At 70.9% G+C, this 21,300-nt stretch carries 18 protein-coding genes; 7 read left to right on the top strand and 11 right to left on the bottom strand.

The features are described from left to right. Window positions 1–5: 5 nt before the first annotated feature. Window positions 6–1,835: a glycoside hydrolase family 15 protein gene (locus tag ABZ939_RS36555; RefSeq protein WP_361864876.1), complete on the bottom strand. Its 1,830-nt coding sequence runs from the start codon at window positions 1,833–1,835 to the stop codon at window positions 6–8. 271 nt (window positions 1,836–2,106) lie between these two features. Here ABZ939_RS36555 and ABZ939_RS36550 point away from each other — a divergent pair, with 271 nt between their 5' ends. The 3 genes from ABZ939_RS36550 to ABZ939_RS36540 all read left to right on the top strand — a co-directional run bounded on the left by ABZ939_RS36550 (window position 2,107) and on the right by ABZ939_RS36540 (window position 5,557). Continuing rightward, entirely contained in the window at window positions 2,107–3,297 is a 1,191-nt protein-coding gene (locus ABZ939_RS36550; protein ID WP_361864874.1) for a serine hydrolase domain-containing protein, read from the top strand. A gap of 656 nt (window positions 3,298–3,953) precedes the next feature. Next, entirely contained in the window at window positions 3,954–4,871 is a 918-nt protein-coding gene (locus ABZ939_RS36545; protein WP_361864872.1) for a S1 family peptidase, read from the top strand. 227 nt (window positions 4,872–5,098) lie between these two features. Continuing rightward, window positions 5,099–5,557 carry a cyclic nucleotide-binding domain-containing protein gene (locus ABZ939_RS36540; protein WP_361864871.1) on the top strand — a complete coding sequence of 153 codons (459 nt, stop codon included), beginning with the start codon at window positions 5,099–5,101 and terminating at the stop codon, window positions 5,555–5,557. Window positions 5,558–5,619: 62 nt separating this feature from the next. On the opposite strand, the gene ABZ939_RS36535 is transcribed toward ABZ939_RS36540, so the two are convergent. From ABZ939_RS36535 to ABZ939_RS36515, 5 genes are all read right to left on the bottom strand, one after another. Further along, complete coding sequence (locus tag ABZ939_RS36535; RefSeq protein WP_361864869.1) at window positions 5,620–6,699, bottom strand: alcohol dehydrogenase catalytic domain-containing protein; 1,080 nt, start codon at window positions 6,697–6,699, stop codon at window positions 5,620–5,622. Between the two features lie 165 nt (window positions 6,700–6,864). Then, the gene (locus ABZ939_RS36530; protein ID WP_361864867.1) at window positions 6,865–7,683 is read right to left on the bottom strand and encodes an ABC transporter permease subunit; all 819 of its coding nucleotides are present in this window, start codon (window positions 7,681–7,683) and stop codon (window positions 6,865–6,867) included. Further along, on the bottom strand, window positions 7,680–8,600 hold the full coding sequence (locus ABZ939_RS36525) for an ATP-binding cassette domain-containing protein (protein WP_361864865.1): 921 nt from the start codon (window positions 8,598–8,600) through the stop codon (window positions 7,680–7,682). The genes ABZ939_RS36530 and ABZ939_RS36525 overlap by 4 nt, the downstream gene beginning before the upstream one ends. Window positions 8,601–8,641: 41 nt before the next feature. After that, window positions 8,642–9,793, bottom strand: coding sequence for a serine hydrolase domain-containing protein (locus ABZ939_RS36520; RefSeq protein ID WP_361864897.1), 1,152 nt, complete (start codon window positions 9,791–9,793; stop codon window positions 8,642–8,644). Window positions 9,794–9,929: 136 nt separating this feature from the next. Next, window positions 9,930–10,826: an alpha/beta hydrolase gene (locus ABZ939_RS36515; protein WP_361864863.1), complete on the bottom strand. Its 897-nt coding sequence runs from the start codon at window positions 10,824–10,826 to the stop codon at window positions 9,930–9,932. A gap of 107 nt (window positions 10,827–10,933) precedes the next feature. Here ABZ939_RS36515 and ABZ939_RS36510 point away from each other — a divergent pair, with 107 nt between their 5' ends. Next, window positions 10,934–11,968, top strand: coding sequence for a helix-turn-helix domain-containing protein (locus ABZ939_RS36510; RefSeq protein ID WP_361864861.1), 1,035 nt, complete (start codon window positions 10,934–10,936; stop codon window positions 11,966–11,968). 107 nt (window positions 11,969–12,075) lie between these two features. On the opposite strand, the gene ABZ939_RS36505 is transcribed toward ABZ939_RS36510, so the two are convergent. Beyond that, entirely contained in the window at window positions 12,076–14,124 is a 2,049-nt protein-coding gene (locus ABZ939_RS36505) for a SpoIIE family protein phosphatase (protein ID WP_361864859.1), read from the bottom strand. 573 nt (window positions 14,125–14,697) lie between these two features. On the opposite strand from ABZ939_RS36505, the gene ABZ939_RS36500 reads away from it, so the two are divergent. The 3 genes from ABZ939_RS36500 (at window position 14,698) to ABZ939_RS36490 (ending at window position 18,125) form a co-directional block, all read left to right on the top strand. Then, on the top strand, window positions 14,698–15,420 hold the full coding sequence (locus tag ABZ939_RS36500) for a hypothetical protein (protein ID WP_361864858.1): 723 nt from the start codon (window positions 14,698–14,700) through the stop codon (window positions 15,418–15,420). Window positions 15,421–15,755: 335 nt separating this feature from the next. After that, a complete protein-coding gene (locus ABZ939_RS36495) occupies window positions 15,756–17,351 on the top strand; it encodes a TROVE domain-containing protein (RefSeq protein WP_361864856.1) in 1,596 nt (531 codons plus the stop codon). 228 nt (window positions 17,352–17,579) lie between these two features. Then, window positions 17,580–18,125, top strand: coding sequence for a hypothetical protein (locus ABZ939_RS36490; protein ID WP_361864854.1), 546 nt, complete (start codon window positions 17,580–17,582; stop codon window positions 18,123–18,125). A gap of 66 nt (window positions 18,126–18,191) precedes the next feature. Here ABZ939_RS36490 and ABZ939_RS36485 read toward each other — a convergent pair whose 3' ends face one another. From ABZ939_RS36485 to ABZ939_RS36470, 4 genes are all read right to left on the bottom strand, one after another. Further along, window positions 18,192–18,734 (bottom strand): GNAT family N-acetyltransferase, encoded by a 543-nt coding sequence (locus ABZ939_RS36485; RefSeq protein WP_361864852.1) that lies wholly within the window; start codon window positions 18,732–18,734, stop codon window positions 18,192–18,194. Window positions 18,735–18,857: 123 nt separating this feature from the next. Next, the gene (locus ABZ939_RS36480; RefSeq protein WP_361864850.1) at window positions 18,858–19,346 is read right to left on the bottom strand and encodes a hypothetical protein; all 489 of its coding nucleotides are present in this window, start codon (window positions 19,344–19,346) and stop codon (window positions 18,858–18,860) included. 362 nt (window positions 19,347–19,708) lie between these two features. Next, window positions 19,709–20,152: a CBS domain-containing protein gene (locus ABZ939_RS36475; protein ID WP_361864848.1), complete on the bottom strand. Its 444-nt coding sequence runs from the start codon at window positions 20,150–20,152 to the stop codon at window positions 19,709–19,711. A 174-nt stretch (window positions 20,153–20,326) separates the two neighbouring features. Next, window positions 20,327–20,764, bottom strand: coding sequence for a VOC family protein (locus ABZ939_RS36470; protein ID WP_361864846.1), 438 nt, complete (start codon window positions 20,762–20,764; stop codon window positions 20,327–20,329). Between the last annotated feature and the right edge of the window lie 536 nt (window positions 20,765–21,300).

Below are 21,300 nucleotides of genomic sequence, written 5' to 3'. Positions count from 1 at the left end.
CGACATTAGCACCAGCGGGCGGCGTCCTTGTCGAGCTCTTCGTCGAGGGCCATCGCCGCCGTGATCAGGGCAAGATGGGTGAACGCCTGCGGGAAATTGCCCAGTTGTTCACCGGTCGGTCCGATCTCCTCGGCGAAGAGTCCGACGTGGTTGGCGTACGTGAGCATCTTGTCCATCGCGTAGCGAGCCTGGTCGAGGCGGCCCGCCCTGGCCAGCGCGTGGACGTAGAGGAAGCTGCAGAGCGAGAAGGTGCCCTCGGAGCCGCGCAGGCCGTCGGGGGACGCCTCGGGGTTGTAGCGATAGACGAGGCTGTCCGTGACGAGTTCGCGGTCCATGGCGTCCAGGGTGGACAGCCACGCTGACGCCTTCGGGGAGATGAAGCCGACCACTGGCATGAGCAGCAGGGACGCGTCCAGCACCTCGCTGTCGTAGTGCTGGACGAACGCCTTCCGCTCGGAGTTCCAGCCGCGTTCCATCACCTGGGTGAGGATCGCGTCGCGTTCCGCGGTCCAGCGCTGCAGGTTGCCAGGGCGGGCGTACTCGGTGGCGAGCCGGATACCGCGGTCGAGGGCCACCCAGCACATCAGACGGCTGTACGTGAAGTCCTTGCGGCCGCCGCGGGTCTCCCAGATGCCCTCGTCGGGCCGGTCCCAGCTGTCGGCGAGCCAGTCGAGGAGCGCGGAGAATCCCTTCCACGCCTCGTAGCCGGCGAGTTCGGCCAGATCGGGGGAATGGGTCACCGCGTAGGCGAACTCGCCGTAGATGTCGAGCTGCAGCTGCTCGGCGGCCCCGTTCCCGGCCCGGACGGGCGCGGAGTCGCGGTAGCCGGACAGGTGCCCCAGGGTCTCCTCGGACAGGTGGGGATCGCCGTCGATCCGGTACATGATCTGCATCGGTTCGCCGCCGGGCGGCCGGGGCGCGCGGAAGCGGTCGCCGAGCCAGCGGCGGAAGGCGTTCGCCTCCTCGATGTAGCCGAGGTCGAGCAGGGTGCGCACGGAGAGGGATGCGTCGCGGATCCAGGTGTAGCGGTAGTCCCAGTTGCGCTCGCCGCCGATCTGTTCGGGGAGTCCCATGGTGGGGGCGGCGACCGGCGCGCCGGTCGGGGCGTAGATGAGCAGCTTGAGGGTGATGGCCGAGCGGTTGACCATCTGCTGCCAGCGGCCCCGGTAACGGCAGCGACGAATCCACCTGTGCCAGAAGGTGTGGGTCTCCCTCATCTCCGCCCTCAGTGACTCTTCGGTGACCGGCGCGGGCGCGGGGGCGCCCGGGGAGGAGGTCTCCAGGACGATCCCGGCGACCTGGCCCTGCTGGAGGGTGATGGTGGCGCGGACGTCCTGGCCGTCTCGGTCGAGCGGGAAAGAGCTCTGCAGGTGCACGTCGAGGCCGGGGCCGTGGAAGGTGGCGGCGTTGCCGTCGAGTGTGAGCGTGTGCGGTGCGCGTCCGTAGTCGAAGCGCGGTCGGCATTGCACGTCGAAGGTGAGGGTCCCGCGCACCACGCGCAGGGCCCTCAGCATGCGGTGCCGGTCGGTGGCCACCTCCGGCTCCTCGTTCACCGGCATGAGGTCGACGACCTCACCCACCCCCTCCGGGGTGAGGAACCTGGTGATCAGGACCGCCGTGTCGGTCAGGTAGAGCTGGCGGACGGTCACGTCGTCCATGGCGGGAGCGATGGTGAAATGGCCGCCGCGCTCGGCGTCGAGCAGGGAGGCGAAGATGCTCGGCGAGTCGAACCGGGGTGCGCAGAACCAGTCGACCGCGCCGCCTGCGGAGACCAGGGCGGCGGTCTGGAGGTCGCCGATCAGCCCATGGTCGGCGATGGGCGGGTAGCCGGGCACGAGGGACCTCGCTTCTCCCGCGGCCTGGGGTTCCGATGCCGCTCGTCGACCCCACGCAACCCGCCGCCGCCCCCTCCGGCAACACGGGTCGCCCGACCGGGCGAACGGTCGCGACGGCTCCACCGGCCGGTCCCATGTCGCGCCGGCGGCCTTCCGGAGGCGTGGCCCTGTCGCAGCCCTCCTTCCGCAGGCGTGCCCCTGTCGCACTCCTTCCCTCCGATCCGACCAGTCGGTATGTTGCCGGGGACCGCCCGGCACCCTGGAGGACGCCATGCCCGAGCCCGACCCGGCCCGCACCCCCGCCCCCGCCCCCGCGATCGAAGGGCACTGCGACCCTCGCTTCAGCGCCGTACGGGACGCCTTCGAGGCCAACTTCCGCACGAGGGACGAGCTCGGCGCGGCGGTGACGGTCCAGGTCCACGGCGAGACCGTGGTCGACCTGTGGGGCGGCTGGGCGGACGCCGCTCGCACGCGGCGCTGGGAGCGCGACACCGTGGTCAACGTCTGGTCCACGACCAAGGGCGTGACCGCGCTCTGCGCCCACCTGCTGGCGGACCGCGGGCTGCTCGACCTGGACGCGCCGGTCGCCTCGTACTGGCCCGAGTTCGGCGCGGCGGGCAAGGAGAAGCTCCCCGTACGCCATCTCCTCTCCCATCGGGCGGGGCTGGCGGGCCTGCGCGAGCCGCTCAGCCTCCAGGAGTTCTACGACTGGGAGGTGACGACCGCCCGGCTCGCGGCGACGGAGCCGTGGTGGGAGCCCGGCACCCGCTCCGGCTACCACGCCCTGACGTACGGCTTTCTGGTCGGCGAGGTGATCCGGCGCATCACAGGGCGGCTGCCCGGCGCGTTCCTCCGCGACGAGATCACCGGCCCGCTCGACATCGACTTCACCATCGGTCTGCCGGAGAAGGAGACGGTCCGGGCCGCCGAGCTGGTGCACCCCCGCGCCTCGTCCGCCAGTGAACAGGCCGCTCTCTTCGCCCAGTTGGCGCCCGCGGCGCAGGCCGCCCTGGCCAACCCGCTCGTCGGCGCGACCCAGGCCAACAGCCCCGAGTGGCGCGCCGCCGAACTGCCGGCGGCCAACGGCCACGGGACGGCCCGCGCGGTCGCCCAGCTGTACGGCGTCTTCGCCGGGCGCGGCCGCTCCGGCGAGCGCCGGATCCTCTCCGAGCCGGCCGCCGAACGGGCCCGCGAGGGGCAGGGGGCCTGCCGGGACCTGGTGCTGGGTGCGGGCTTCGCCCATGACACGGAGTGCGCCCTGGGCCTCTGGCTCAGCGGACCCAACGCCTCCTACGGCCCGAACCCGCGAGCCTTCGGCCACGACGGCTTCGGAGGTTCCTGCGGCCTCGCGGACCCGGAATCGGGGGTCTCGATGGGCTACGTGATGAACCGGATGGGCCCCAACATCGCCGACGACCCTCGCAAGATGGCACTGGTCGAGGCGGTCTACGCAGCGCTCTGACGCCGACGTACGGGAAGGGGCGGGGACCGAGCGGGCCCGTACGGCGACGGGAACCGGACACCGGGTCGGCCGGGGCGGGGGGAACGATTACGGCATTGAGGGGCGTCCACGCCTGTACCACTGAGGCCTGGACGCCCCTCCCCTCCGCCACGGCACGAGCTCTCCGCGACCCCGGCCCGGCCTGGGGCCGCTGCCGGATCTGTGCGCCCGCTATTCCTCCGGCGAACGGCCAGGGGCTCGACCCACCGGGGCGCCTGTGACGGCGGTGCGCGAGGGCCGGGAACGAGGCCGCCGCGGGGGCTGAACTGCCGAAACGGTACATCACCTTCCGCTTGCTCGACTCACCCTCGCGGCATCATCTCAGCACCACCCAAGGGCCCCTGAAAGAACGTCAGCAAAGCTCCGTAAGCGTTTGCACCACTCCACCCCCTCGCGCACGCCACGGCGAACGGATCGGGACCCTCCGCGCTTCGGACCACATGAACGCGCGTAGATCGGCCGAAAGGCGTTCTTGTCGCGGGGACCACCCGGATTCGAGGATTCCTCTCGTCGAGATTGACAGGTCCATGGCGGAGAACCCTCCGTCCCGGCCCGACGACTCCGCCTCAAGGGCCCGCCCACCCAGCGAGCCCCCCACTCCCCCACCGGAGGATGTAGTGAACCTCAAGCGTCTGTCCCCCCTCGGCGGCGCCGCCAAGGGCGCACGGCTGATCGCCGTGGCCTCCGCGCTGCTGGCCGCCTCGGCGCTTGCCGCCCCCACCTCGTCCGCGGCACCGGCCCAGGACGGCCGGGCCACCGCCGCCCAGCTCGCGGCCGCCGGCGAGGCCGTACGCGGAGCCGACGTGCCCGGCACCGCGTGGTACACCGACGAGGCAACCGGGAAGATCGTCCTCACCGCCGACTCCACCGTCTCCGCGGCCGAGATCGCCAAGATCAAGAAGGCGGCCGGCGACCGGGCCGACGCCCTGGAGATCAAGCGGACGCCCGGCACGTTCAACAAGCTCATCGCGGGCGGCCAGGCCATCTACGCGGGCGGCGGTCGCTGCTCGCTCGGCTTCAACGTCCGCAGCGGCTCGACCTACTACGCCCTCACGGCCGGCCACTGCACCAACATCGGCAGCACCTGGTACACCAACTCGGCGAACACCACGGTGCTCGGAACCCGGGCCGGTTCCAGCTTCCCGACCAACGACTACGGCATCATCCGCCACTCCAACGCCTCGGCGGCGGACGGCCGGGTCTATCTCTACAACGGCAGCTACCGCGACATCACCGGCGCCGGCAACGCCTCCGTGGGCCAGTCGGTGCAGCGCAGCGGCAGCACCACCGGTCTGCGCGGCGGAACGGTCACCGGTCTCAACGCGACCGTCAACTACGGCGGTGGCGACATCGTCTACGGTCTGATCCAGACCAACGTCTGCGCCGAACCGGGTGACAGCGGCGGCGCGCTCTTCTCCGGCACCACCGCGCTCGGCCTCACCTCCGGCGGCAGCGGCAACTGCTCCAGCGGTGGCACGACGTTCTTCCAGCCGGTGACGGAGGCCCTCAGCGCGTACGGCGTGAGCGTCTTCTGACGCCGACACCTCCAGTATCCGCGGAGGCGGCGGCCTCCGCGGATACTGGCCACACCACCTCGCGGGCACACGGGCCGGCGGTCCCCTCGGGGCCGCCGGCCTCGCCACGTCCGCTGCCACAGCGCCGCCGACCACACGATCCGGGCGGGCGGCGCCTGGCGCGACCACGAGCAGTGGCGGCCCCCATCGGTGAGACTGGAAGGGGACACCGATGAGGAGGCCTTCCGATGAGCACTCCCGCCAATCCACGCCTCACGGCGGCCCTGTCCGCCGACCACCGTGACCGCCTGTTGCAGTGTGCCCGCCCGGTGGACTTCCCTGAAGGAACCCGGCTGTTCGAGGAAGGCGGGTACGCCGAACTGTTCTGGATCGTCCGTACGGGGACGGTCACCCTGGACGTCCGCGTCCCCGGCAAGCGGCCGGCCGTGGTCGACAGCGTCAGCGCCGGCGAACTGCTCGGCTGGTCGTGGCTGTTCGAGCCGTACCGCTGGCATTTCGGTGCCGAAGCCATGACGCGAGTACGAGCGGACGAGTTCGAGGCACCGACCGTACGCATGATGATGGACGCCGATCCGAGCTTCGGCTTCGCCCTGGGGCACTTCGTCGGACAGATGCTCGCCCACCGTCTCTTCTCCGCCCGCGTCCGACTGCTGGACCTGTACGCCCCGCACGGTGGCGCCATATAGAGAAGACTCCGGTGTCGAGGACGAACCCCGCGGCGTCCGGGGGCCCGCGCCTCGGACGTTGATCAGGCCACCGACGCGTCAGGGAGGGCCACGACCGTGTGCTGCGGTCCGCCCAGCACGACCTTGATGGCGCCGGTCTCGGCCGCGCTGCCGAAGACCTCGTACGCCTCCTCCATCTGCCCCAGCTCGAACCGGTGGGTGACCAGCTCCGCCGACGGCAGCCGCCCCGCGGCCATCATGCGCAGCAGCATGGGCGTGGACGAGGTGTCCACAAGTCCGGTCGTGATCGTGACGTCCTTGATCCAGAGATCCTCGAGATGGAGAACCGCAGGCTTGCCGTGCACGCCGATGTTGGCGACCCGGCCGCCCGGGCGGACCATCCGTGTGCACATCTCGAAGGCATCCGGGACACCGACGGCTTCGATGACGGCGTCGGCGCCCAAGCCGTCGGTGAGGTCGGCCACCAGCTCTTCCGGGCCCTCGTCCGCGCGTACGGTCGCGTCCGCGCCCAGGGATCGGGCGGCGGCCAGTCGCGCGTCGGCCAGGTCGACGGCGATGATCCGTGCGGGGCTGTAGAGGCGGGCCGTGGCGATTGCGGCGAGGCCGATGGGGCCCGCGCCGACCACGACGACCGAGTCGGCCGGCCGTACGCCGCCGTTGAGGACACCCACCTCGTACGCGGTGGGGAAGATGTCGGCGAGCAGGACCGCGTCGAAGCTGTCGACCGAGTTCGGGAGTGCGTACACGGACAGGTCGGCGAACGGCACCCTGACGTACTCCGCCTGTGTGCCGTCGATGGTGTGCCCGAGGACCCAGCCTCCCCCGCCCCGGCACTGCCCGTAGCGGCTCTCACGGCAGAAGCGGCAGCGGCCGCAGGCGGAGATGCAGGAGATCAGCACGCGGTCACCCGGCCGCACCGTGCGAACGTCGCCGCCGATCTCGACCACGGTGCCGACCGCCTCGTGGCCGAGGACGCGGCCGGACGCAACCTCGGGTACGTCGCCCTTGACGATGTGTAGGTCCGTGCCGCAGATGGTGACGGCGTCGACGCGAACGATCGCCTCGGCGGCGTCCTCGATGGCGGGATCCGGCACGTCCGTCCACGCGGTCCGGCCCGGTCCCTGGAACACGAGTGCCTTCATGGCAGCGGCCTTCCCTCGGTGCCTGCTGGGTCCAGACCACGCCCGGATCCTTGTCGACTGCGGTCTCTTCCAGGGTTTCGCGAACCCGCGGAGGCGCAACCGGGAGCGGCTCTCCCGGGACGCCGCCGACCGGCCCATGGCGTCACGTCTCCGTGCTTCCCCGGGTCACGGGGCCAGGTCGCGGCGGCGGAGCAGCAGGTGGGCCAGGAGGAGGCCGGCCGCGCCCACACCCACGAGGACCGCGAGACGGGACCAGAGGACGGCGCCCTGGGCCAGGGCGTCGCCTGGTGTGTAGTAGTGGAACGGGCTGATGTACCGCAGGGGCGCGGCGGGCTCCCAGGCGAGGGCGATGAAGTTGACGGCGAAGCCCACCGCGCCGATCGCGATGACCGCCCCGAGGACCTGGGACCGTCGCCGTCCTGCGGCGGACACCGCGAGCGCGGGTCCGATCAGGCAGAGGGCGAAGCCGTACCCCATCAGCCCCGCCGCGAAGACGCCGCCGAGGCCGACGTCCGTGATGCCCGGGGAGAGCGCCACTCCGGCCGCGACGGTGAGTGTGGCGGCGGTGGTCAGCACGCCGGACGCGATGAGGAGCGCGGCGGTACGTTCGGCGAGGAGCCGGGCGCGGGTGACGGGGCGGACCATGACCAGCTCGACCGTGCCGGATTCCACGTCCGCTGCGACGGCGGCGGCCGCGAGAGAGCCGATCACGGTGAGTTGGAGCGCGATCCAGAAGGGGTGGGTCAGCCCTGCCCCGAGCAGCCCGGGGTAGCTGGCGATCGACACGTCGCCACTGGAGCCGCTGAACGCCCGGTAGGCGGAAGGGGGTCTGGTGCCGCCGCCGGAGAAGAACTGCCCGGGTGGGATCGCGCTCGTGACGACCACGATGAGCGTCTCGAAGACCACCATGCCGATCACGAGGGCGATGAGCATGCGCCGTCTGCGGTGCAGGGCGAGCCAGAGGAGTGGCCACCGGGACCTCACGGAGACTCCTCGGCGTCGCCGTCCCGGTAGAGGTCGAGGAACGCCTCGTCGAGCCCGGCCTCCTCCACCGTGATGTCGACGACGGGGAGGACCAACAGCTCCCGCAGCGTGGTCACGACGTCGCTCGGCGGGACGAGGAGCTCGGCCCGGTCACCCTCCCAACGGGGATTCCAGCGGTCCGCGTTGCCGAGCGTCCGGGGACCGACCCGGCTGCCCCCCAGCGTGACGCGGATCCTTCGCGCCCTTGCCTCACGCAGCGCGGCGACCCGCTCGACGGTGACCAGCCGCCCCTCGCGGACGATGGCGACGCGACCGCAGGCACGCTGCACCTCCGGCAGGACATGGCTGGAGAGCAGCACCGTACGCCCCGCTCCGGCGGATTCCGCCATCAGTTCGTAGAAGGTCTCCTGGACCAGCGGGTCGAGGCCCTCGGTCGGTTCGTCGAGCACCGCGAGTCGTGGGTCGTGCTGGAGTGCCTGGACCAGCCCCAGCTTCTGCTTCATCCCGCGGGAGTAGCCCTGGACAGGGCGCCGCAAGTCCCCGTCGGACAGCGCGAGCCGCTCGCACAACTCGGCTCGTCGGGGCGACGGCGACCGCTGAAGGGCGGTGAGCAGGTCAAGGGTCTCGGCGCCGGTGAGTTCGGGATAGAACCGCAGCTCACCGGGGAGATAGCCGAGCATGGGCGCGAGCCGCGGGTGCGCGGCGACCGGGTCGAGACCCAGCACCCGGATGCGGCCCGCCGTGGGTGTGAGCAGCCCGACGAGGCACCGCAACGTCGTGGTCTTCCCCGCCCCGTTGGGCCCGAGGAAGCCGAAGACCTCCCCGGCCCCGACGGTCAGGGACAGCGCCTCGACGCCGACGACGGATCCGTAGCGCTTGGTCAGCTGCTCCAGCGCGATGGCGTGCTCCTCGCCCATACGTCCAGTCTCTGCCCGCTCTTCGACCCCCGCCCGCCCTCCTAGGTACCCGACGGGACCTGGGCGTTTCCGTCATCGCACAGCGCCTGCCCGTACAAGGTCCGCAGCGCTTCCTCGATGGGGTGGTGCCGCGCCTTCCCCGAGGAGTCCGGCCTGCTCCACCTCATGAGGTTGATCGCGACGGACATCTGGCGTTCGCCGTCGGCCCGGGTCAGGGACATCGTTCCGGCCCCCCACGCCGTGCCGTCGTGCCCCCAGAAGGTGCCGCAGCCCTCGATGCCGACCTTGTGCAGACCGAGGCCGTATTCGATCGTCGATCCGTCCAGGGCGATGACCGGGATCGTGCGCTGCATCTGCGCCAGCGACGAGCGGTTGACGATCTTGCCGTCGAGCAGCTTTGCGTAGAAGCGGTTCAGGTCCTCCGTCGTCGACACCAGACCGGCCCCCATCATCACCCAGGACATGTTGTAGACGCTGTAGTCGCGGGGCGGGTCGATCAGGCCCCACAGCGCCTCGTACATCCGCGAGTGCGGTCCCTGGATACGCGGCCCGGCCGGGAACCCGGTGTGCCGGAGTCCGGCGCGCTCGATGACGTTCCGGGTGATGTACTCCTCGGCACTCGTACCGGTCACCTTCTCCAGGAGCCGGCCGAGGATCTCGTAGCCGGTGTTGGAATACACCCCCGGAGTGGCTCCGGGCTCACCGGCGGGAGGCGCCGCGAGCCCCATCTCGATCAGCTCCTCCGGGTGGAACTGCCTGAACCGGTTGGCGTCCAGGCTCGCGGGCGACATGTTCTGCAGGGAGGGGAACGCGTAGCGGATGTGGTCGGGGATGCCGCTGGTGTGGTTGAGCAGCATGCGAACCGTGATCTTCCTGCCGCGCTCTCCGGGCACCAGCTGCGGCAGGTAGTCACCGATCGGAGCGTCGAGCCGGATCCGCCCCTGCTCGACCTGCTGCATGACCGCTGCGGCGGTGAAGGTCTTGGTGATGCTGCCGACGCGCTGCCGCATGTCGGGCCTGACGGGACGGCCGGTGCTGACGTCGGCGACCCCGGAAGCGCCGCGCCATGTCCGGCCGGCATCGCGCACCTCGGCGTACACCCCCGGGATCCCCGCGCGGTGGACACCGTCGAGGGCGGACTTCAGCTCCGCGGGATCGAAGTCGGGGGACGTGCTCGTGCTGTCGGCCGGCACGGGACGTGTCCCGGTGGGCGCGGGATGTGCCGCCACCGTGCCCGCGGTCACGCTCAGCGCGGCCACGCTCGCGCATAACACCAGTCGGATCTTCAAGGCGTCCGTCCTTTCGTGATCAGTGAGTGCGACGGGGACTTCACGGGGCGAGAGCGCGGCGGAGGGCCGCGGTGATGCCGGCGATCTGCCGCTGCGACACCTCGGCGGACAGGATCGCCTGCGACCCGTGGAACGTGCCGGGCCACTGGTGCAGCTCGACCGACACACCGGCCTGCAGCAGGCGGAGCGCGTACTCGATGTCCTCGTCGCGGTTCGGGCAGAACTCCGCGGTGGCGATGTAGGCCGGCGGCAGACCGGACAGGTCGGCTGCGCGGGCCGCGGCGGCGTACGGCGTGGCGGGCCGAGAACCCAGGTAGTGCCGCCACGCCGTGGCGATCTTGCCGCTGTCCATCCAGGGCACATCGGTGAAGTTCTGCCGCGACCACGTCTGGGGCCGGTCGTCGAGCCCGGGCTCGTTGAGCAGCTGGAAGCGGATGGGCGGCCCCTGCTGGTCACGTGCCCGCAGCGACACCGCGGCCGCGATCGCCGCACCGGCGCTGTGACCGCCGACCGCGATCCGCTCCGGGTCGACGCCGAGTTCGGCCGCGTGCTCGGCCGTCCAGGTCAGTACGGCGTAGGCGTCGTCCAGGGCGGCCGGGAACCGGTGCTCGGGAGCCAGGCGGTAGTCGACCGAGATCACGACCGCGCCGGAGAGGTCGGCGATCCGGGTGGCCCACGGGTGCTCGGTGTCCAGGTCACCGAAGACGCCTCCCCCGCCGTGCAGCCAGACGATGGCGCCCTGTGCCTGGTGCGGGCGGTAGATCCGCACCGCCACGTCCGGGTCGGCGGGCACCGTACGGTCCTCGACCTCCATGTTCGAGGTGTCCGGTGCCGGCGCCGATGCGGCACGCTCGGCGAAGATCTTGCGCGCGGCGACCGGGTCGTCCATGTCGAGGGGCGGAAGGAACGGGATGAATGCTTCGAGTTCGGGATCCATGACGGCCATCCTCACGGTCGTCCGCCGGAGGGTCACCCGCCATCCGTCGCGCATCCGGCCCCGATCACGCACCGACCGGCGCGCCCCGACCTTCTATCCTGCTTGCCATGCAGGCACTGGCCGTACGGTTGTCAGGACTTGATCCCTACGTCGACGGCGCGATCCGGGTCGTCATGTTCTACGACACGCTGATGCGCCGCCGGGTGGACCTACCGGCGCTCGCCCGGTCCTCGGCGGGCCTGGCCGAGTGCGTGGCCGGGATCCGGCTGCACGGCACGGGGCGGGCGATCCGTGTCGCGCCAGACGGCACGGAGGCGACCACCCCGCCGGCACCCGCGTCCACCACGGTGGTGATCACCCTCGACGAGGAGGAGATCGGCACGGTGTGGCTGGAACGGCCCGGCCCCGCGCATACGCTCGACGAAGTCCTCCTCGACCGGCTCGCCATCGCCGCCGCGGCGGCCGTCGAGCGGTACGGCCCGGCCCGTACCACCATGGCCGACCCCGCCCTCGTCGAGCTGGCGATCAGCGGCGAGAGCGACGAGGCGGCCCGAGCTCGCGCGCTACGGCTGCTCGGGTTCGCCGCCGACCTGCCGGTCCAGGTCGCCGCCGTACGCTCGCAGCTGCCGCTCGACCAGATCGGCGGTCTGATCTGCCCGGCCCGCCCGGTGAAGGCGGCACTGCTCGCCGATGTGGGCGTCATCCTGGCCACCACCATGGCCCTGGACCGGTTTCCGGCAGGCGTACGGGCGGGCATCGGCGCTGCCGAAAGGCCCGACCGGTCCTGGCAGCAAGCCCGCACCGCCCTCCGGTTCACGACCCCGCGCGAACCCGTCGTCCGCTACGCCGACCTGGGCGCGCTCGCGCTTCTGGCCGACGTCCCCCGGGACACCGCCCGCGGCAACGCCGACGTGGCCGCCGTCGCGCGAATCGCCGACACCCCGGAGGATCTGGAGACTCTGGACGTGTACTGCGCCACCGGCTCCCTACGCCGGGCCGCCGACCTCCTCCACCTGCACCACAGCAGCGTCGCCCGCCGGATCGACCAGATCGGCAGGACCCTGGCCCTCGACCTCACCGAACCCACCGGCCTGACCCGAGCCAGGCTCGCCCTCACCTCGTGGCGGCTGCTCGACGACTGAGGGGAACCGGGTGCCCCGGGGTTCCTCGTCCAGCGAGAGTCCGTTGGCAGCCATGAGGCATGGGCGGCATGCAAGGCGGAGGCCACGATCGGGGTCCGCCTGCCCCGTTATCGAGGGAAGACCCCGTCCCCGCGCAGTTCCGCCCAGACGGTCTTGACCTCGTCGGTGTAGCGCACACCCCAGTTCTCCGCGAGGGCGGAGCAGATGAGGAGTCCACGACCGCCCTCGTCGACGGCTTTGGCGTGGCGGAGGTGGGGTGCCGCGTGGCCGGCGTCGCTGACCTCGCAGATCAGCCCGGCGGAGTCGGTGATCAGCCGCACGGTGATCGGTGCGGCGCCGTAGCGGACGGCGTTGGTGGCGAGTTCGCTGACGACGAGCGTCGCCGTGAACGGATCGACAGGGCTGTTCCACTGGCGAAGACATTCCTCCACGTGCGTCCGTGCCGTGCCGACGGCCGAGAATTCGAAGGGGATGTTCCATTCGGCCAGTTCGCTCGGCGGCAGATGGCGTGTGCGGGCCAGCAGCAGCACGTGGTGGGGGTCCAGGAGCCGTTCGACGTCGTCCGCCATCGCCTCCGGGTCGCGCTGCGGGTGCGCGAGGGCGTTCATGAGGTCGCCCGTGCGCGGACTGGCGTCGCCGGATGCCGGGGCGGATGCCATGCAGAGCGTGCTGCCCTCGGGCAGAAGGTGGGTGGAGCAGGCGAAGGGTGGGCCTTCCGCGCCGAGCAGCGGTGCGTCGTCGACCGGTTTCGTGACAGCCGATCCGTCGGGGTGGACGACGGCGAACAACAGATTGCCGGCGCGCGCGATGTCGAGTCGTCCGCCGACCGGGTCGTGGACGGCGATCGTGCAGCTCGCCGTCGGGCTGTCCCCGTCGGGCGCGGTCTGGTGTTCGGCGGCGAGGCGGACGGTGGTGGCGTGAAGGCGGGCAAGGAGTTCGTGCGGATCGAGATCGAGCGTGGTCAGGCTGTGGACGGCGGTGCGCAGGCGACTCATGGTGGCGACGGCGCTGAGGCCCGGGTGCTCGACCTGGCCGACGACGAGGGCCACCCGTGCCCCCGGGAGCGGGATGACGTCGAACCAGGAGCCGGCGCCGCTACCGCCGGGCCGGTGCCGCTGGGCGACCTCGACGGCCCTCTCGGTGGCCGCTTCCTGGCGCAGCGGCCAGCTCTGCAGCGCCGTCATGACGATGTGCTCGCGGGTGAACCGCAGGGCGTTCTCCAGACAGGTCCCCGTGCGGGCCGCGATGCCGTCGGCGAGATCGAGGTCGTCCTTGCCGTACGGCTCGGCATCGTCCGCCCGTTGGAAGGCGACAGCGCCGAAGATCTGCCCTCGTACCGTCAGCGGCGCGACAAGTCTCGTGCCGACAGTCCCGCCTTCCCGTTCCGGCGGGAGCAGAGAGGCAGCCGTGGGCAGTTCGCCGCCGAAGATGCCCGGGAGCAGGATGGCTCCGACCTGCGGGGCCGGCGGACCGGCGTCGCTGCTGCCGGTGGCCGCACAGCGCAGCAGCGGAGCGGTGTCGCGGGGTTGGAGGGCCGGATCCTTCCCCTTCAGTACGGCGTCGGTGAGAGCGACCACGACCGAATCGGCGAACCGCGGCACCGTCACGTCGACGAGCTCCCGGGCGGTGCGCTCGACGTCGAGGCTGGAGCCGATGCGCTCATGGGCGTCCTGCAGAAGCTGGAGCCGGGCGTGCGCGCGTTCGCGTTCCGTGACGTCCGTGCTGGTGACGACCACGCCGAGTACGCGGCCCGCGCTGTCCTGGAGGCGGTGGGCCGAGGTGGAGAAGACGTACTCCTTTCGGGGATCGTCGGGTGGGCGGCCCGTGACGAGGCGGTCGATCGCCGGACGCCCCGTGGCGAGGACCTCCCGCAGCACGTCCTCGTCGACGCTCACCCCGGCAGGGGCGTACGCCTCGGCCACCGGCAGGCCGAGGAGCCGATCCGCCAGGAGACCGTGGATCGCGACGGCGACCGTGTTCACCCGGACGACGCGCAGGTCCGTGTCCAGGACATGCAGGCCCACGTCGGACTTGGTGAACACCGCGTCCAGGACCGCCTCGTCCCACGGGCCCATGTCGTCGGGCGCCGACGGGCGGACACCCTGTGCCGGTCCGTCGGGGGCCGCACCTCCTCGGTGCTCGTGTTCCGCGTTCACTCGTTCCTCCCGCAGGACACCTACCTCACGTCAGGCGAAGTTCCTCGATGCCGGCACGAGCTGTCCTCCGGTTGTAGGGCACGGTCGCAGCGCGGGCGGTCGAGGAGGCGACGTGTCGGCCCGACCGCCCAGCCCCACGAGCTTCACCCGGATCGACGCCGCGCGCGAACGGAGGAGTCGCGGAGAAGGGGAGCAGCATCACCCACCGGACGTGGCTCAGCCCAAGTTGGGAATCGGGTGGCCCGGGACGACGACAGCGGCGATTCGCTGGGCGAGCACGTGGGCGGTATGGCCGTCCGGGGTATCGCTGCCCTCGGTCGTGGAGAACGCGATGGCCAGGCGCTCGGGGCGGGAGGTAGGCCTGGGATCCGGCGAAGGCGGCGAGCGCCCGGCGCCTGTACGACGTCCCGGATCACGTCCCCGGATCGCGTTCCCGGCCCGTTCCCTCGCGATCCGGCGCTGATCGAGGACGGGTTCGAGCAGGTGCGCGTCGAGAGGTGTTCGTCGCGAAGTCTCGGGAGTCAATCTTGGGAACGTAGGCTCACCTCGGCGACCAGGTGACGAGGAGGACCCATGAACGCCGCCGATGCAGGCCGGCAGGAGCTGGACGCGGTCAGCGTCCTCAACGCGAAGATCACGCTTGTCCAGCTCCTCGGCAGGGCGGGGATCTTCTCCGGTGACGCGGAGGAGCTGATCGGGCTCGTCGAGGCCGGTGCCCTCGCCGTCGCGCTCAGGGAGGTGGGCGAGATCTCAGGGAACGGCCCGAGGGACAAGGGCGAGCTCTACGAGTCCGGCTGGCTCGACGGCGCGCGGGCCGTCACCGACGAACTCGGCGAGATCGCCGAACGTACTCTGCGGAACGTCGTCGGCCCCGATCCGTCCGCCCTCTCCCCGGACGCCCGCCCCCCTGTCGGGAGAATGGAGGTGGAGCGGGCGAAGGTGGCCGTGCTGCCTCTCTACCTCTCGTTCACCGCCCTCTCCGACCTCGATCCCGAGGTCTCCGAGCAGGTGCTCATCGCCGTCCTGGGCACGATGAACGCCAGGGAACGGGCCGGGTACGCGGGGCGGCTGACGGAATTCGCCTCGGCCCACCGCGCACGCCTGGAACGGCTGTACGTGGAGTACGGCCCCGGCAGCACCATCGCGATCCACGGCCGCTACTCCCTCCTCCACTCCCCCACCAGCGTCGCCGTGCTGGAACGACTCGCCACGACGCCGTCGGAGCTGCGGGAGGAGTGGGACGCCGCCGAGCTGCCGCCCGCATGGCTGGACGGGCTCACGACGGCCTGGGCCTGACACACCGACAAGGGGCCTGCGCCCGGCCCCGGGACTCGGTGCATCGACAGGCATGCGGTCCGGGACCAGGGCGGACGAAAATGAGGCGGACATAAATCAGTGGTGCGGGGTTCGGGGGCGCGCATAGAGTGGCAGCGCGACCGCGCCCCCGATGCGCCCGGCTGCGGCTACTTCTTCTGACAACCAAGTGACGCCGCGGCCCCCTTGATCTCGGGAGGCGCGGCCGTCTTCGCCCCGTCCCCGTCGAACCTGTTGGCCGGGGCTGTCCGTTCCTTTGGATCCGGGGGGATTCACTGCCTCGCTACACCCAGCGCGTCTCCAAGGTCTGGTCGGAGATGCTCGTGGCCCCGCATGTCTCGGCGGCCGCCCGTTCCCTGCCCCAACCGGTGGTCCACCGCCCCCGTGCGCAGACCCCGGGCACCCACGGATACGGCCCCTTCGTACGGGAGCCCCGGGACGAGCTCTTCCTGCTGGCCGTCGGCAACTTCGTCTCCCAGCAGACCTTCTACGAGAGCGGCCAGGAGCGGGACGGCCGGTACGCCCGCCTCGTGGGCAAACTCGCCGTCGAGGACCCCGTATGGACGGCCGGCCTGCTGCGCTGGCTCCGCAGCGAGGGCAACATGCGCACGGCGTCACTGGTGGGCGCCGCCGCGTACGTCCGGGCCCGGCTCGAGGCCGGGTCGTCCGAGGGCCCGTCCAACCGGTCCGTGATCGACTCGGTGCTTCAGCGCGCCGACGAGCCCGGGAAGCTGCTCGCCCACTGGACGTCGGCGTACGGGCGGAACGTGCCGCAGCCCGTCAAGCGGGGCATCGCCGACGCCGTACGCCGGCTGTACTCCTCCCGGTCGCTGCTGAAGTACGACACCGCGTCCATGGAATTCCGCTTCGGTGACGTGCTCAACGTCGTACACGCCTCCCCCGACCCGGAGAAGCCCTGGCAGGGTGAGCTCTTCCGGCACGCCCTGGACCGTCGCCACCACCCGGAGCGGGCCGTTCCGCCGCCCTCCGACCGGCTGCTGACCGCGCATCGGGCACTGATGGAGCTTCCGGTCGACGAGCGGCGGGCCGTGGTGACCGGGCCGGGCGGTGCCGAGCGCCTGGCCGCGGCGGGCATGACCTGGGAGGCTCTGGCGGGCTGGCTCCAGGGGCCGTTGGACGCCGCCGTCTGGGAGGCCGTGATCCCCTCGATGGCACCGATGGCGCTCCTGCGGAACCTGCGGAACTTCGACGAGGCAGGGGTCTCGGACGAGGTGGCGACCCAGGTCGCCGCACGGATCTCGGACGCCGTCGAGGTGGCCCGGTCCCGGCAGTTCCCCTTCCGCTACCTGGCTGCCCACCGACACGCGCCGTCGCCTCGCTGGGCGGCACCGCTGGAGCAGGCACTGGGCCATTCGCTGGCCAACGTACCGGCCCTGCCCGGCCGGACGCTGATCATGGTGGACCGGTCCGACTCCATGTTCTGGGACACCGTCTCCGAGCGGTCCAGCCTGACGCGGGCGGACGCGGCGGCCGTGTTCGGTGTCGCGCTGGCGATGCGTGCCGAGCAGGCGGACCTGGTGGAGTTCGGCTGGTCCAGCAAAGTGGTGCCGTTCCAGGCGGGGGAACCGGTGCTCGACGTGCTGAAACGGTTCCACAGTCTCGGGGGCACCTACACCGCGAAGGCGGTGCGCGCCCGCTACCAGGAGCACGACCGAGTCCTGATCGTCACCGACGAGCAGACCCCCCACCACCGCCCCGGCGGACCGGCGGAACCGGTACCGGCCGAGATCCCGGTCTACACCTGGAACCTCGCGGGCTACCAGCCTGCCCACGCCCCCACGGGCCCCCACCGCCACACCTTCGGCGGCCTCACGGACGCCGCGTTCCGCATGGTCGGCCTCATCGAGTCCGGCCGCCACCCCACCTGGCCGTGGGATACCGACCCGGCGTAGCGGCCCCCGTCTGCGCGCTCCGGAAAAGCCGCTCCAGAAGTTCCTCGAGCTGGAGCCCGCGCCGGTGAGGCGGGGGCGCTGATCGCCGGCGGAACATCGCCGAGCAAGCGTCGATCCGGTAGGCCGAAGTCGCGCCGGCCGTCGGGAAACGCCTGACCGAGGTCCTGTCGGCGGCCTACCGTACGGACAGGCCGCGCCGCCTGCCGCGGTCACACGAGGAGGAATCCTGTGTCATCGCCCTGCGACCCCCAGCACGCTCCCGCCGGCGATGTGGGTGCGGCACTCATGATCATCGACTCTCGGCTCAAGGCCGTCTACGACGGCAGGACCGAGACCGCCCCCGAACAGCAGCAGTTGATCGACCAGTTCACCGCATCTCTGGACCCCGAAGAGGCCCGTGCCGTGCTGGACGGCACGTGCACGCTCATTTTCATGTTCATGAGGTGGCTGCGGATGGCCTACGAGGACCACGACAAGGACGTCATCGCGAGCGTGGTGCCCAACCTCGTGGCCGCGTTGCGCATGATGCCCAAGAGCGTTCCTCCCGAGGCGATCCCCACCATGGCGGGCCTGCTCGTCGCGGCAGGGACCGGCCTGAGCCCCAGCCTGTGGCGCAGGCAGTACGGAGACTGGACCAAGGACGAGATGAACCCCCTGGAAGCCACGGTCTTCCTGCTCGCCGAGCACATCAACCGCCTCACCGACGACCGCGACTTCGCCACCCGCATGATCGCCGACGCGCTGTCCAGCGCCGACCAGGACGGCCACGGTTGACCGCCTGGCCTTCGCGGCACCCGGCGGTGGGCGGGCGAGGCTCTGGCGCAGAGGTCGGGGTCCTGCTCAGAGCGGGTCGAGGAGCATGAGGACCTCGTCGCGGTCGTCGTCCGCGGCCAGCCGCAGTGCGCGCGGCCAGCGGCCGATCTCCTTCCAGCCGAGCCGTCCATAGAAGTCTTCCAGCCCGACACCGGCTCGTGCGGCGAGATGAAGTTGTTCCAGCCCCATCTCGTCGCGGGAGACTCTGCGGACCTCGTTCATGAGGACGACGCCGAATCCGCGGCCACGGACCGCCGGGCGGGTCTGTACATTGTGGAGCGTCCCCCAGTGGGCGATCAGCTCGAAGGGGTCGCGTCTGACGTTGAGCCAGCCGACCAGCTCGCCCTCGACTGTCGCTGTCAGGAGGCGGCTGGTGTCGGGCGCGAGTGCCTCGACGATTCGGTCGACAGCCGGTGCGGCTTGTGTGGCGTCGATCGGAGGGAACGGGAAGCCGGCCGCACCTCCGGCGTTGGTCACCTCGATCCAGCAGTCGGTGAGCGCGCGCCTCAGCTGGGGTGTGACGTCGTCGGGTGAGGTGAACTGCGCAACGGAAGGACGGTTGTTGATCATCGACGGATCCTCGCATGCGGGTCTGACACCGGCGCGGGACGCCGCCCACGAAGGTCGGGCCGGTGGACGACCACGAAGGCCACGGCACACGATGTGCCGTGGCCTCCGCTCAGGTGCGCGGGATCAGCAGGGGCGGTTGTACCAGTTCATGGCCACGCTGGTGGAGCCGCCGTAGCCGGACAGCGTCAGTGAGTTGTAGCCGCTGGTGGGGATGAGGTAGTAGGTCGGCGTGAGTGTCACGGTCGTCCCGGCAGGGATGCCGCTGGGAGCGGACAGGTTGACCACCTGTGTGGTGCCCGTCGCGCCCGGCACGTAACCCGAGTCGGAGCCGACCTGGAGCCCCTGGTAGCCGGGCTTGCTGACCGTGACCTTCCAGGTGCTGCCGGCCGGCACGCCGGTCGTCGAGGTGATGGTGAAGGCGAACTTGCGGTTGTAGGAAGGCCCGACACAGGTCTGGCCCAGTGTCGCGTCCTGAATCCCCACCGATGCGGTCTCAGCAGTCGGAGCGGCATTTGCCGCACCACCGCTGGAGAGCAGGGTCGCGGCGGACACCGCGAGCATTCCCGCCACCGAAAGAAGGCGGCGGTTCGCCCGCCCCGTCGTGATCTGCATTCCCGATCCTCCCCGCCGCGACTGCGGCGATCCGACCCCTCGGTCCCGCTCCGGGACCGAGCCGTGCTCGGGCCGACCCCACCTGCGGGCCGTTCACACGGGCAGGCACATGACCTACCGCAGCCGCGCCTCCCCACGCGCCCGGAGCAACATAGCCGACGAGGGCATGCCGAAGGACTGGGAAACCGGAAAATTATCGGTGCAGGGTCATCCTGAAAGCTGATTCACCGGTTCCGGATGGATTTGCTGACAATGTTTGCTGCCGAAACGATTTGGCACTCGCACGCCCCCCGGTGAACGGATTGAGGCCCGCCCCACCGGGGCGGGCCTCAATCGGCTCGGCCTCCTGCGAGGCGGGTTTCTCAGTGGGCGCCCGCGTACACGCGGGTCGCGAACTCGGCGATCTGCTTGTCGGTGAGGTTCTGGGCGAGGTTGGCCTCCGAGATCATCCCGCAGAGACGGTGCCCGTTCTGCACGTCGATCACCGGCAGGCGCTTCACCTGGTGCTCCTCCATGACATGCAGGGCGTCCGTCGCCGACGCCTCCGCGTCGATCCAGTGCAGCTCACCGCCGAGGGAACCACACTCGACCTGGGCCGGGTCCTCCCCGGCGGCCACACACTGAATGACGATGTCGCGGTCGGTGACCATGCCCTTCAGCCTGTTGTCGTCACCACAGATGGGCAGCGCACCCACCTGCATCTCCCGCATCATCTTCGCCGCATCATGCATGGACTCGTGCTCACCGACGCACTGCGTGCCCGCTGTCATGATGTCGCGGGCCTTGAGCGGCTTGTTCTGTGCCATGATCGCTCCTCCCGTCGTGGCACCGCACGGTTGCGTACAGGTCGGCTTCCCTGTTCTTCCATCGCAACACGCATCCTCGACGGCTGCCACGCTGCCCGGTGTCCGCGGTCCGGACCGTCACCGGCTGTACGGGCCGGAGCAGGGGCGATCGGCGTCGCCGCGCCCCGTCCGGCTTCACGATTTCTGCGGGCCCGGGAGCGGCGGGCCGTCCTGGGCGGGGGACGTCACGGCCAGAACGAAGGAGTGGCCGGCCGGGTCGGTGTAGCGGCGCAGGTCCGTGCGCCGGTCGGTCCGAGTGCCCTCGCGCACGGCCGCCACGGGCCGTGCACCGAGCGAGACCGCCTCACGCTCCGCCTCGTCGAGGGCGTCCGGGGCCACGAGGATGTGCAGGTGTGCCTGCTGGGAGTCCTCGGGGCGGGGCCAGCTCGGTGGCGCCTGCCCGAGATCACGGCGGATCCCCAGCACGACACCGGAATCGCCGGAGATGAGCAGCAGGTCGGGGTCGGCTCCGGCGGGCTCCACGGTTGCGCCCAGCAGGGTCGCGTAGAACCGTGCCAGGGGTTCCGGTTCGGTGGAGTCGAGGACGAGGACACTGGTCTTGGGCACAGTCATGAATCTCGTCTGCCCTGCGCATCCGCTGCCAAGCCGGTCGAGTTCAGGGCCACGGGGTGCGAACGGCAGGATGGCGCGCCCATGTCGACTCGCTGATCAGTTACGGGACAGCCCCCGAGGGTTGTGCCGCAACTGGCCTGGCATGAGCGGCGGATGTCCCGAGCCTTTCCCGGCGCGGGCCACAAGCGCGACGGCGCGCTGATACCGCCTGCCCGCAGCCCGAGGAATAGCATTCACCCCCAATTCATTGCAACACGGCGACCTAGCCACCGTTGCGTTGACTCGCAGACCGTTGCAACAATTTCCAGGCGTCTACCTGCACTGATAGTGATTCCGCGCAGCGAGTTCGTTGCGAGATCCTCGAATGCAACGTAGCTTTTCCGTCATCGGAAACGATGACACGCACAGGAGAGCATGATGCAGAAGTTCGACACCACCGCTCCGATCGCCGCCGTCCTGCACATCCCCGCCGGACGCATCCGCCTCGTCGCCGCCGACCGGGCCGACACCACCGTCGAGGTCCTGCCCGCCGACGC

This window comes from Streptomyces sp. NPDC046712 (assembly GCF_040645695.1).
In the GTDB taxonomy this organism is placed as follows: Bacteria; Actinomycetota; Actinomycetes; order Streptomycetales; family Streptomycetaceae; genus Streptomyces.
This window is presented reverse-complemented; position numbering and strand designations above follow the sequence as displayed.

Excerpts from the sequence above, each read along its gene's own strand:
- ABZ939_RS36550 (WP_361864874.1), top strand. The coding sequence starts at position 2,107 with ATGCCCGAGCCCGACCCGGCCCGCACCCCCGCCCCCGCCCCCGCGATC.
- ABZ939_RS36540 (WP_361864871.1), top strand. The coding sequence starts at position 5,099 with ATGAGCACTCCCGCCAATCCACGCCTCACGGCGGCCCTGTCCGCCGAC.
- ABZ939_RS36535 (WP_361864869.1), bottom strand. The coding sequence starts at position 6,699 with ATGAAGGCACTCGTGTTCCAGGGACCGGGCCGGACCGCGTGGACGGAC.
- ABZ939_RS36525 (WP_361864865.1), bottom strand. The coding sequence starts at position 8,600 with ATGGGCGAGGAGCACGCCATCGCGCTGGAGCAGCTGACCAAGCGCTAC.
- ABZ939_RS36515 (WP_361864863.1), bottom strand. The coding sequence starts at position 10,826 with ATGGATCCCGAACTCGAAGCATTCATCCCGTTCCTTCCGCCCCTCGAC.
- ABZ939_RS36510 (WP_361864861.1), top strand. The coding sequence starts at position 10,934 with ATGCAGGCACTGGCCGTACGGTTGTCAGGACTTGATCCCTACGTCGAC.
- ABZ939_RS36500 (WP_361864858.1), top strand. The coding sequence starts at position 14,698 with ATGAACGCCGCCGATGCAGGCCGGCAGGAGCTGGACGCGGTCAGCGTC.
- ABZ939_RS36495 (WP_361864856.1), top strand. The coding sequence starts at position 15,756 with ATGCTCGTGGCCCCGCATGTCTCGGCGGCCGCCCGTTCCCTGCCCCAA.
- ABZ939_RS36485 (WP_361864852.1), bottom strand. The coding sequence starts at position 18,734 with ATGATCAACAACCGTCCTTCCGTTGCGCAGTTCACCTCACCCGACGAC.
- ABZ939_RS36480 (WP_361864850.1), bottom strand. The coding sequence starts at position 19,346 with ATGCAGATCACGACGGGGCGGGCGAACCGCCGCCTTCTTTCGGTGGCG.
- ABZ939_RS36475 (WP_361864848.1), bottom strand. The coding sequence starts at position 20,152 with ATGGCACAGAACAAGCCGCTCAAGGCCCGCGACATCATGACAGCGGGC.
- ABZ939_RS36470 (WP_361864846.1), bottom strand. The coding sequence starts at position 20,764 with ATGACTGTGCCCAAGACCAGTGTCCTCGTCCTCGACTCCACCGAACCG.